At 60.1% G+C, this 12,082-nt stretch carries 7 protein-coding genes and 1 pseudogene; all 8 read right to left on the minus strand.

What is annotated here, in order from left to right; translation table 11 throughout:
• Positions 1-3: 3 nt before the first annotated feature.
• Positions 4-651 (minus strand): annotated as a pseudogene (locus D1Y85_RS13405) (transposase); the annotation flags it as partial.
• A gap of 227 nt (positions 652-878) precedes the next feature.
• Complete coding sequence (locus tag D1Y85_RS13410) at positions 879-1,748, minus strand: hypothetical protein (RefSeq protein ID WP_124151538.1); 870 nt, start codon at positions 1,746-1,748, stop codon at positions 879-881.
• A 103-nt stretch (positions 1,749-1,851) separates the two neighbouring features.
• A complete protein-coding gene (locus tag D1Y85_RS13415) occupies positions 1,852-3,153 on the minus strand; it encodes a hypothetical protein (protein WP_124151539.1) in 1,302 nt (433 codons plus the stop codon).
• 565 nt (positions 3,154-3,718) lie between these two features.
• A complete protein-coding gene (gene herA, locus D1Y85_RS13420) occupies positions 3,719-5,488 on the minus strand; it encodes an anti-phage-associated helicase HerA (protein ID WP_124151540.1) in 1,770 nt (589 codons plus the stop codon).
• Positions 5,485-6,720: a DUF4297 family anti-phage-associated protein gene (locus tag D1Y85_RS13425; RefSeq protein WP_124151541.1), complete on the minus strand. Its 1,236-nt coding sequence runs from the start codon at positions 6,718-6,720 to the stop codon at positions 5,485-5,487. Before D1Y85_RS13425 ends, herA begins: the two co-directional genes overlap by 4 nt.
• A gap of 37 nt (positions 6,721-6,757) precedes the next feature.
• Positions 6,758-9,442, minus strand: coding sequence for an AAA family ATPase (locus tag D1Y85_RS13430; RefSeq protein WP_124151542.1), 2,685 nt, complete (start codon positions 9,440-9,442; stop codon positions 6,758-6,760).
• On the minus strand, positions 9,439-10,563 hold the full coding sequence (locus tag D1Y85_RS13435; protein ID WP_124151543.1) for a metallophosphoesterase family protein: 1,125 nt from the start codon (positions 10,561-10,563) through the stop codon (positions 9,439-9,441). Before D1Y85_RS13435 ends, D1Y85_RS13430 begins: the two co-directional genes overlap by 4 nt.
• 221 nt (positions 10,564-10,784) lie before the next feature.
• Positions 10,785-12,082 (minus strand): helix-turn-helix domain-containing protein (locus D1Y85_RS13440; protein ID WP_185218976.1); only part of this gene is annotated, 1,298 nt, incomplete at its 5' end.

The following is a 12,082-nucleotide window of genomic DNA, read 5'->3' on the forward strand; positions in this document are numbered from 1 at the left end:
CGTTCAGTTAAGGTCCTTTCTAAGGTAGCGAATTGAGTAACGTGAAGGGCGGGATTTGACGACCCGGTCGCATGTGCGACCGGGTCGCTTTGGATTGGGCAGAGATTTCAGCCGTTCACGCAAGCGCTGCAGGCAGGCGGGAAGTTTTGCGTAGGCGGGAGTGACGGCGGCCCACATCATCTCGTGCTGGATCACGTGGAAGGCTCGTAGGAAGCTGATGTCGGTCGGCGCGAGTTTCGCTTCGGCTGCTGCGCTGGCGATCTCGCGACGGATTAGGTTATTGGCAATCAGGGCACCCCAGATTTCCTGATACACGCCCTCCACAGTACGGCTGCGCAAGGTCAGTTCCATGCCCAGCATCGATTGCTTGAGTTCGCGGTAGCTGGTTTCGATCTGCCAGCGGCGCTCGTAGCAGGCGACGATGTCGGCGGGTTTGAAGCGCCGGCGCTCATTCAACGATGTGAGGAGCACGCGCTCGCGCCCGCGCGTGTCAATGGTCCGGATGGCCCGGGCTGTCCAGAATTCCGGCAGCGCGGGACACTTCTTGCGCGCCTGTGGCGAAACCCGCATGCGCACGTTCGCACCGTCCGGCGTGCCGCCGACGACTTCCCAGCAGGTATTGGATTTGGCCGGAACCAAGAAGTGACGGTTCCCGAAAAGGGTAACGGTCGGTCCAATGCCTAACTACGCGATATATCAAATGTCAGAAACCGGTCGGATGCCGACTCACGCGCTTCGTGTCGCTCGGCGCTGCCTCATGCCCGCCGCAACCGGCGGCATGCGACCCGCAACAGCCTTTCGCGGCTCCGAACAGCCTGTCCGAAACCGGTCTTTCGGAGCGCGTCTGAGCGACCTGCGACTTGCGCTGCAAAGTGGCCCTACCCAGGGGAGTCCGGATTGCAAATCGGACCAGCGTCATCCAGAAGCGAAATCGCGAACTGCACTTGAGTGCCCCGAACAAGTCCGGCGCTCGGCACCCAGCGGTTTTGAACTCCAATCAATTTAGATTCGCTCGGGTCCCAGAACACACCCTCCTGCGGTTCGGTAATGAGCCAAATGCCGCCGCCGCTGAGGCCCGGCGGATCCGGCGCTTCGACCGTTCCTTCTTGGGAGGGTGAGATGTTCGAGGTCTTGTTGTACTCGAGTGCGATGTCGTGCGACTGGTCGAGGTGCGAGGGAAACGGATCGCAAGAGATGGTCACGTAGCACATCGCCCCGGCGCAGAAAATTTTATCGTCCAACGATGCCCGCGACAACTTACTCGGTGCGCCATAGACGGCAAAAAGTCGCGATTCGTCTGCCGAAACTCCTTTGAGGACACGCGTCTCGGGCAGGAAATCTTTAGAGGTCGCGATCTCGTCGGCCCCTTCTGCACTTAATTCGAGCAGCGCAATGTCGAGAGAATCTAGAGGCCGTCCACCAATCGCCAGAATTCGCCGGACAAACGTATTATTCGTGCTGCCGTCCCTGCGAAATATTACGCCGATAGCGCGCGGGTCCCGCTGCTGCCCCTGACTGTTGCGTACCACATGGGCTGCAGTTACGAGGTAACGAACACCTCGCAGCTCGATGCATGTCGCGCTTCCCTGAATGACGGGCCTGTTGACATCGAGATCCCAAATCAGCAACGTCACTGAGTGCCGAGCCAAACTCTGCTGAACCGCAGCGACGGCCAGTCGAAATCGCGTCAACTTTTGATCATCGGCAGCATCTGTCATCTGCATCACCCCGTGAATGTGAAACATCATTTAGCGCTAGTGTGAAGCTGTTTCCGGGATTACAGGGGCAACTCCACCGCTTGCGCCAAATGTCTCCAATCCGATCGAGCTCCGATTCCTTCCCGCCTGCACGTTAGAAGTCGTAGAGCTGGTCAGGTAGCCAGCACAATCGCCATGGCTCAAGTTCGTCGAGAGGTTGCAGCGAGACACCCTCCGCGCCTTTGATGGTTATATCCGAGTATCGAAATTTAGGTATACAGACGATTGCCTGGAAAGGCTGATCTTTGATGACATTCAGCAGTAGTAGGAAGTTTGACTTGTCGAAGTTAGATATTGGATCTTCAACGATAAGTAGCGTGAGTCGCTCCTCACTAATTCGACGGGCCTTTGCGATGAGCAGGGCCACGATCAGTCTGCCTTTCTCGCTCGTCGAAAGCCCATTAAAGACTACCGAGTAGGTTTCGGTACCGAAGGATCTGCGGACGTACGCCTCAACATAGCGCTCCCCATCTGGTTTGTAACGAGTACGTGTTCTTTCCGGCTCTTCGTCGTCTGTCAGCACGCCCTCACGGAAATATAGGCGCTCAGGAGCAAGGCGCACGTCCATGGCCTCGGCGATAGCGAAAAGGGCGCTACGATCGACGCGTAGTAGACGTGTCAGAAAATCCAGATCATCTTCGTGATCAAGTGACTTCAGCTCGGAATCCTCCGCATAGACGACCTCGATATCGCCAGGTGGCAACAAACACTTGCGGTCCTTCTCCGTGCGGACAATGAGTGAGCCACGGGTTTCTACATCTACCCACTTGTCCACGGTGTCTACAGTGGAGTAAGTAACTCGAGCCGTGAAGCTCGGCTCCGCAGGCACCGTGTCGAACTTGGTCGTGGCAAAGCGCTGAACATACTCGCTGTGGGTTACGGCAGCCGCTGCTTGCATGAGAGAGGTCTGCCCGGTCAGGTGAACCCCAGCGACAAGGGTGTAGCGCCAAAGCTTTAACTCAGGAAGCCTCTTCGCGCCAGCGAGGCGGAGTAGCTCGACCGTGTCGACCCAGCCTAGAGGAGACGGCACGTCATTGATAAGCTTCGTAGCCCGTGCCTCGGCCAATGCCTTCCACGCAAAGAGAACTTCGACGGGATAGCCTTCACCTTCATTCTTGTCAATCACGGAGCCGTGTAGTTGACAGCACCACAGACCGTTCTCCGCGCTTCCGATGAAGTTTTCGTCCTTATCTCCCCATCCCCGCGGTCCGTCAGGAGAGGCGCTATAGATGTGACAGGCCATACCCAGATTGACCGAGCCGCTGCTGTTCGCGGCCGGACCTCGCGTAGGGTTCTTGCAGCGCGGAACTGAGCATTTTCCGTCCGCCCTGTCGCGGATGACTGAGGTAACTTTGGCCTTGAAGTTGATTCGCACCGTGGCCTTTTTTTTCTTCATAGAAGTGGTCAATTGATATCTCTAGGCTCTTGGTTGCACTAGTTGCATATGCGAGACTCGGTGCCGCAGAGCGGTCAGTCGAGTTGCCATGCCACGAGGGGGACTCCGTTCCTGTGTGCTAGCGACCTGACTCGCAACGACTAGAGGCGAGAGGCCGAAGTGCATCTTCTCGGGGCAGTTCTGCCGAAGCATCGCCCGCGAGTCCGTAAACCTCGATACCACTTAACAAACCCGCGCTTTCGAAAATAAATATCCCGGCCGGCGCACTGTCCGGACCGAAAATAAAGTCTCCGAGAATGTGTACGCCCGGTGGGGCAGGTTCGCGACCCTTGATCTGGAAATTGATGGATGATGGATCCACAGCCGCAGGGGCAGCGCCACGGCGTTACCTCTGCAACTGCGAGTTGTTCAAGAAATTCTCGCGCCGTCGGTTCTCCGTCACTCGCCGCACCGTCATGCCCCATGACACATTGTTGCCCCATAGCGAGCAGGTTGAATCTTGAAAGACCTGGATGTCCGCCTGCAATGGAGGCTAGGTACATGGAAATCCGGAAGGGCCTCACCCTCACTCCTTGAGCCAAGTCTTCTTGATCGCCTCGAAGTTGAGCTGCTTCCATTCTTCCTTCCAGAGCTGGTAGTACGGGATATCGGTCGACGAGGGCGGCGGGTCGCAACGCTGGACCTTGACTAACGACGGCATCACCACAGACTCACCGATCAGCAGTGCCTCTCCGGCGCTCAAGGTCGGTAGCTTGTCGCAAAGATTGCCAAGCGTGTCAGGCAGCAGGCGTGCGACGTAGCTCTGGTCACTCGGGTTGGTCAGCCGCATCGCAAGGAAATTGCTGCACTGGGAGAAGATCGTCTCGGAGATCTCCGACGGGCGCTGACTCGACAGGAGCAGCGTCACACCGTACTTGCGACCCTCCTTGGCTATGCGTTCGATCGAGAACTTGGACGCACGAAAGCGCGCCAGGTCGCTGTTGGGTACGTACTTGTGGGCCTCCTCGTACACGAGCAGGAGCGGCGTGTCGGTGTTGATCTTCTCCTTTGCCGCAGTCCGCATCACCTTGTAGTGGTACCCGTACTCGAACAGAATTCGCGAGATCAGCGACACGGTGATGCTGAGGACCTCGAAGGGGACGCCGCTCAAGTCGACGATCGTGACGTTTGACTTTTCGTCTCCGTAGCCGATCAGGCTCTTCAGGGTCCCCACCAGTGTGGCCGTGTCGGCGGACGGACCGAAGAGAAACTGCAGGCGGTCCTGCTCCACCTTGGCCTCGAAGCGCGCGAAGAACTTGTCCAGCGACTTGTCTGCGTAGCTGCCCGGGGTGATGCTCTGGCCTTTGGTCGGATGGAAATCGAGTCGCTTGGCAAAGTACAGATCGAGCCGCTCGTTCGCGGAGAGCTGCAGGCCGTGGCTGTTGTCGGTCTTGCCTTCGGGCAGTAGCGTGTAGCTGCCGTCCACCACCATGTACCGCGCCTCGTTCTTCGAGTTCACGGTCTCGCTCTTGATGTTGTACAGCGCGTTCAGCACCTCATGGATGTTGAACTTCAGCGGGCTGTCGTAAAAGACGTTCTTCGCGCTGGTGTTGTGGCGCTTCTTATTCTCCGTCACTAGCTGACGGAACACGGCCGACTGGTTGTAGTTGTCGCGCTCGCCCGTATCCAGCAGCACCTCCTCAAGTTCCTCGCTATTGAGCAGCCAATAGGGCAAGGTCAACGTACTGGCGTCGAGGAAGTTCGCATCAGGGAAAGCCGTTCGGTACTCGGAGTGGATGTCGAAGATGACGACGTGCGAGTTATTCAGCGAGTATTGGCCGTTCTTCGCGCTCACCGCCGTCTGGATGATCTTGGCTATCGTGTGGGATTTACCGGCACCGGTGGACCCCACTACGGCTAGGTGTTTGTTGAAAAACCGATCGCCGTCCACCGGCACGGTGATCTTGTCGTTGGACACCAGAGCGCTGAAAGCGAACTTCTTGGCCGGGTCGACCGAATCCTCGAAGATCTTCTTGATGTCGTCTTCAGTCGCCGGCGTCACGCCCGTTGGCGGAATGGTCAGCGTGTCGCCGCCGCGGATGAACTTGCCGTCGGCGATAATTCCCAGTGGGAGCGCCTCGATGATGTGGCGGCGCTCTGCCTTGTCGTTCACTTCAATGCAGAAGTTTTCGATGATGGCGATAAGCGCGCAGTCCTCGCTGTCGGTGACGCGCAAGTACGAGCCCACCTTGAGGCTCTTGTCGTTGGCGAACGCCGAGATGTTGCCAACCGAGATCTTCACCTTGTCTGGGAAGACCGCGATCACTTCGGCCTTGATGTCTTGAGAATCGCTCATGCCTGCATGATCTCCTGAAGTAGATAGGCACTGTCACTCTTGATCGAATGAAGCCCCCTGGCCTTTGGCACGAGGGTACTGTCGAGTGGCGTGGCCTTGTAGAAGTCGTAGACCTCGACGACCAATCCGGTGCAAGCAGCGATGGTCGGCGCCAGCTGCTGTTCACCGGGGACGAACTTGATCGTCCAAAGGTTGTCCTTGGTGGGGGCCGCCGTCAGCATGGCGGGCGAGAACTCGGCGCCTTGGAATGGATAGCCATCATTGAAGACCACGCCCTGCGTCCATAGGTTGGCCTTGAGCTCGATCAACTGCTCGGTCGTCACGCCCCGCAGCAGCACGTAGGGGCAAAACCGGTCGGTCGCAGGCGTTCGCTGGAGCTCCTTGTGCGAGAAGAACTGGCCGATTCGAACGAGCATGCGGGTGGCCTTGTCCACATCGTACTCATCGGCCATGTCGATCACGAAGAACCTGGCGGCCTTGGGTAACTTTGTCTTGCCGAAGTAGAAGTACCTGCGACGGACCATTCGCGCGAAATACTCGCGTCCCAGGTGCTCCCGCAGCCAAGCGCTGAAGACCACCTCCTTGCGGTTGATGGCCCTCAAGAACTGATCCTTGGTGATCTTTCGCTTGGCCTCGTCCGCCTCGATGGCCAGCCCCTGAACGACGTTTATCGCTACCGGGTAGAAGAAGCTCAGCGCGTCGCCGGTCGAGCAATCGGGGATCTCCGACTCTAGGAGCTTGAGCACGTTGGCCTGCTGATTGTCGTAGGACAGAGCGTTCACATCAATGTCCAGCAACGCGCGAAAGGCGGCAAGCTGGACATCGGTGATTGTCAGTTCCTCGTGCACCTTGTGGACCTGCTTGTCCTTCGTGTAGGTTAGGAAGTGCTCTTTCAGGAACTCGTCCGTCAGCGGGAGCGTGAGCTTGTGCTGACCGCCGCGGTAGTGGCCGTACAGCCGGTACCTGAACACCTGGTCGGTAGGGCAGCCCGCGGCATGGAAATGCCGCAGCATGTGGATTACCGCCTCTTTGATTACCGAATGGTTGTACTCCGTGCCTTCGTAGTACTTGCATTGCACGAAGGCACTCTTATCCCCATCGTCCAAATCGATGTCTTCCACCCCCTCGACCGTGATGCTCCCGTGCTTGGTCGCCTCGAGCAATCGCACGATCGTTTGGTCGAACTGGTAGAAGTAGCCTTTGATCGTCGCGGTTGCACTGCGGTCGGTCACGGTCGGTCCTCGGATTTGTCTCAACGGCAATTGGTCGTTACTGGGAGACGGCTCCGCCAACGGAGCCTGCGCCTGAATTGGCTTCCTGCGACAACTCGCGAGCAGCAACGCCTAGGTCCTGCCACGCCTGTGGATGGCAGCTGAAGACGAGTATCTGGTGCCTGCTCGCGGCGTCGTAGAGCACGCGCTTCATCTGGTCTAGGCGATCCTTGTCGGTGTGAACCAGCGCATCGTCGAGGATGAGCAAGGTGGGCTTGCCGGCCTCCTGCAGTAGATCCGCGTACGCAAGCCGTGCGACGACGCCCATCTGCTCGCGAGCTCCGACGCTGAGCTCTTCGAACTCGCCGGTCTCAGCGCCATTGGTGCCGACGCGGGTGATGCGCCCCGGCGAAAGGTCTTCGCCCACCTCAATGCTCGAGCCCGGGAACAGGATCTGGAGGTAGTGGCTCAGGTGCCGTTGAAGCGGCGCACGCAGGCGCCGCGCCAGCGCGGAGCGCTTCTCGGTGAGCAGCTTCAACAGGTAGCTCAGCGCATTGGCCCGGCGCTCCAGCTCGGAGCACCGTCGCCCCACCTGGTCGAGCTCGCGCTGCTTGTCGGCGGCCACTTCTTCCAGCCCCAAAGCACCTTTGGCCTCCAGGTCGGCCTCAAGCCGGATGATCTCGCCCGCGCGCTGGGCATGCGCGGCCTCCAACTGCTTGGCGCTTCGTTCGAACCGCTCGACATCCTGCTGCAGGACCGACATATTGAGCGAGCGCAGCTGCTCGGCGAGCGCGTCCACGCCGGCCTGGGCCGTGGTCTCGCGCGCGAGCGCATCGGTCAGTGCGTGGCTAGCGGCCGCCTTCTTGTCCGCACGCAGCGGGTCGCTGAGCGTGGCCCTGGCCGCGGCCAGCTCATCTCGCGCGGCACTGACTAGGGCATTCGCTTCGCTGACGGCGAGTTTGGCCTCGTTCAGCTGGGCCGACGCATCGTCCAGGGCCGTCCTTGCCGAGGATTCGTCCGATTCCGCTTGCGATACGGGGACGCTGGCGGTCTCAGCCCCCACCGCCAGCGCCAAGGCCTCCAGCGTCTGCTTGGCTGCGGTTAGCTTGGTCGATAGCGCAGCCACGTCCGCTTCCAACGCTGCAAGCCCGTTCGGGGCATGCGCCGCGAGCACGGATGTGGCCGCCTTGCCCTCGGCCACTCGCTGCGCGTGCAGCCGCTCACGCGACTCCGCTTCAGCCAGGTTAGCAACGCCCAGGCTCCGCTGGAGCACGGTCAACTCATCGCGCTGACGATCGCGGTCCCCAATCAGGCTCTGTAGATCTTCGCCGCCCGGCAGCACCGTGATGCGGCCCACCCCCTCGATGTCGATGCCCGTGCGCACCACCACGGTCAGGCGTTTGGTGCCCATCACTTCGGCACCAGCCACCCGCACCTTCGCGCTAGGCTCGAGCTCGAAGTCTAGCGCGGTGGACACCGCGTCCAGCTTCGCCTGCGCGGTGCGAAGGCGGTCGGAGCCCTCGCGCAGCCGCTTGAGCTCGACGCTGGGCAACGCGAGCGACAACGCTTCGGCCGTCAACAGAGTCAGATCTTCCTGCTTGAGCTGCGCCTCGTGCAAGCTCCGCTGCAAAGCCTGCGCCTGAGTCGTGAGGTCGATGACAGACTTCTCCTGGGCTTGCCATGCGGCAACTTGGCGTGCCACCACCAACCGCTCGCGCGCCTTCGTGCTCGCAAGCGCGGCCTCCGCATGGCGGGGCTCCCAGGCCTGAAGCAGTCCCTGTGCCTTGATTAGCTTGCTCTGAGCCGCGTCCAGGTTCACTTCGCGCAGGGTTAGCGCCTCCTCGTCGCGCTCCATGAGCTGAAGCTGCTGGCGTACGGCAACGACCTGCGCCATGACCTGTTTGAGCAGCACCTCCTGCGCGGCCCGCCTGTCGGCCAGCCCTGTGGCGTCGTTCAGCTTGGCCTGAGCCTGTGCGAGCTGCTCGCGCACGGCCAGCCATGGCCTCGCTTCGTCATCTCGCCCATGATCGCGGCGCAAGGTTGCCAGGCGGTCGACGTCGATCCGGTACGCGTCAATTTCCGCGCGCAAGACCTCGAGCGTCTCCTCCAGCGCTGAACGGCGCTTGAGCGCCTCCGCGTACACACCGCGGGGTGCCTCGGTGGATGGAGTCAGGAGCTGGTTGCGCTCGGACTCCACGGCCTTGATTACATCGTCGCCACTGGTGGAGGCCAACTCGCCCAGAGAATCCCCCAGTGCGTTGCGCAGATGATCACTGGCAAAGTCGACGGCCCTGGCGAGCTCGTGCGAGGTGCCCTGCTTGATCCAGAGCAGACCAGGAATGCCCATGTGCTCAGGCGAGCTGCCGCCCCTGCCAGCGAAACTGAAACCCAGCATTTCCCCCAGGTGATCCTCGGCCTCGGTCCCGTCTAGGACCTTGCCGTCGATGCTCAACTGGCATCGCTTCTTGCCTAGGAACGACTTGCTGAGTCGCGCGGGCTTGCCGCCGAGTTCGAACTCGATCTCCACCGAGGGCGTCGCGGAGCTATCACTCCACGGGCGCAAACCACTGACCGAGTTGGACTTGTACCGCTCGAAGAAAGCCGCTCGAATGGCTTCGGCTACGGTGGACTTGCCCGCCTCGTTCGGGGCGACAAACAGGTTCAGTCCGTCGGCGAAGTTGCCCAGCTCCAGGGGCGCCCGAAAGCGTTTGAAGTTCTCGATTCGCAATCGCTTGAGTTTCATGCACCAGCTCCCAGCCCGGAGCCATGGTCATCCAGGATTCGAGCCAACGCCAAGAGCGCGTCCCGCGCCAACTCGGGCTCGATGCCGGCTTGCTGCTCGCGCAGCTCCTGCAGCGCTTCGCCCACGAAGCCATCGGCCTGCAGCGCTTGGATGTCCTCCTCGGTGGGCTCCAGCCTCAACATCGCTGCATCCCATAGGACAGCCCGGGCCTTGGCCCGGGCAGTACCAAGCGAGGCCGACAGCTTGCGGTGTCCCGCCAAGTTGCAGGTCCCGAACACGCGCACGTGAAGAACATCGCCGCCGCCTACCGCATCGAGTATCCGCACAACCTCGTCAACGTCCGAATCGACGGCCATCTGCTTCTCGATCTGACGCCAGTTGAACTTGCCCGTGGGGACCGCAGTGATAACTGGCTCGAGCGCCGTAGCCTCGATGGAGACGAGCAGCGCCTGGCCCGAGTCATTGGCCTTAAATCGATCCGACTCTGGCGTGCCGGCGTACCAGGTCTTGCCATCAACCCGCTTGGTGCCATGCCAGTCCCCCAGCGCCAGGTAGGTCAGCCCCGCGCCTTGTGCCCGGCCTGCAGCGATCGGATTTGCCGAGTCCACGTCCTCGGGAAGGATTCCTTGCACGCTACCGTGAGCCAGACCGATCCGCGGCAAATCGTCGGTTGAAACGTACGCCGCGAACCACTCGGTTAGGTCGATATAGGTGTGGCGCTGGGTCAGGGGTGCCGGCAACAAGGTGAACTTGCCGGCCACCACAAGGGGCTTCGGTTCCAGGCATACGATAACGTTGTCCGGGATCACTCCAAGGCGCCGCGCCCGGCTCCACACCGACTCGGCCAGCGCAGCGTCGTGGTTGCCCGGCATGAGGACCCAAGTCCCAGTGAAGCCTTGCATCGCGTTGAAGAGCCGACGGATCGTCTTGTCAGCCACCGTTTGGGCGTCAAACACGTCGCCTGCGACCAAGATGGCATCGACACTGCGATCGGTCGCGATACCAGCCAATCGCTCTACCACGGCAAAGCGGGCCTCGAACAGCGCAGCCGCGTCGTCAGGCTCAAACTGCGCGAACACTCGGCCGATCTGCCAGTCGGCTGTATGCAAAATTGAGATCAAGTCGACCCTCCCCGATCGCTATGTTTTGCAGGAGTTCTCCTGCCGCGGGAATTTAGTGCGCCGCTCATGACTAGTTTAACGCGTTGAAACACCGCTCAAGCGCTGGGCTGCCTCACCGTATCTTGCGCTCAGTGACCTTGGGTCCGAGGCCGGCAGCGACCACTGCGGCCAGTCCCGTGGAGTGACTGCGGCAAATGAATCTGATCATGTAGGGCCGTCGACTACGATGTCTGACCGCGAGCAGACGATTTTGACTGGCTCTGGTACGAAAGTATTTGCGAGAGCCGTTGTGCTTGTCCGCGGGTGCGCCAACTTCCTATAGTTGCCGTCGAACAGCCTAGTGCTTTCGCAATCTGCCCAATCGACATACCCCTGGAAGCAAGCCGTTCAGCTCGCTGAATTTTTGCACTTAAGGCCCGTGATCGGCCTCGCATGCCGGGTGCTTGGCGTAACTCGCACGAAAGCCAGCGTTCTGCCAGTGCAACCTTCTCGGGCCACGCTTGTGGCAACAACTCTAGGGGATCGAGTTTGTCGCGAAGCAGGGCATCAAGGGCCACGTTTCCTCGCGGAATCGGCCCATTAAGCAACTGTCGAACATTCGGCGAGCCGGCGAGTTGCTTTCGGATACGTTTGAACAGGTCCGCCTCTCCGCGTGGCAAAGTCCCCCAAAGATGCCGCGCGATGAGATTCGGTATTTCGAACTCGGCGTGAGCCTGGATGACAGGCCTTCTTCGGTCCCAGCCAAGCTCTCGCGCCGTTTTTCTGCCGAGGTAGTATCGCCGCGCCTTTTGTGCCTTTGTCCCCTGGAATGCTCTCGCCTGTGAGTGCGCGAAGCAGTACTGGTGGCCGTGTGGCGCATGCCTGAAGCAAAGCTTGCAGTCGGGATATGGTAAGCGATCAACTGCGCAGCCGATCAAAACCAACCAGAATGCTGCCAGCCGAAAACCATCGTCAGATTGTCTGGGTAACGTCAGTAACTGCGCGTAGGCGAGCTTTAACAGCTTCACTGGGCTTCGGATCGCTTCGTCGGATTCCGCCTGTTCAAGTGCGATGGAATCAAGAAGAAATTGGACGCCGCTACGAAATGCCTCGCTTCCTATCGTGTCCACGAGCGAAGCCCGCAGCCACGTGGCGGCAAGCCTATCTATCTGGTTTGCCGTAACCGGCCACCGACGGCTGTACGACACGGCGATCTCATCTACAGCCAACGGGACGAAAGGAAGGCGCGCCACATAGTGATTCCAGCGAATGCGCGCCTGTAATCCGTCTCGGGTTATCCAACCTTTGCTCAGTCCGTCATCGCCCAGCAGAACTGCATCTTCAAGGTCTTTCCAGCCAGATATAGCAGCCTGAAAAGGAGAGTCCCATCTCGGCCAAAGCCAGGCCCACTTTGGCTCTGCGCGTTTCTGCAGCGTTGCATTTGCTGTTTTCTGAGGTTCCCCCGGTTTTTCGCCTTCCAGAGGCCCCGGGTTATGCAGCCGCATCTCTTGTCCGCTGAGCCACAAGCCAGTCTTGTATG

The organism is Paraburkholderia dinghuensis (assembly GCF_003837865.1).
Lineage (GTDB): Bacteria > Pseudomonadota > Gammaproteobacteria > Burkholderiales > Burkholderiaceae > Paraburkholderia > Paraburkholderia dinghuensis.

Excerpts from the sequence above, each read along its gene's own strand:
- D1Y85_RS13410 (WP_124151538.1), bottom strand. The coding sequence starts at position 1,748 with ATGATGTTTCACATTCACGGGGTGATGCAGATGACAGATGCTGCCGAT.
- D1Y85_RS13415 (WP_124151539.1), bottom strand. The coding sequence starts at position 3,153 with ATGAAGAAAAAAAAGGCCACGGTGCGAATCAACTTCAAGGCCAAAGTT.
- herA (WP_124151540.1), bottom strand. The coding sequence starts at position 5,488 with ATGAGCGATTCTCAAGACATCAAGGCCGAAGTGATCGCGGTCTTCCCA.
- D1Y85_RS13430 (WP_124151542.1), bottom strand. The coding sequence starts at position 9,442 with ATGAAACTCAAGCGATTGCGAATCGAGAACTTCAAACGCTTTCGGGCG.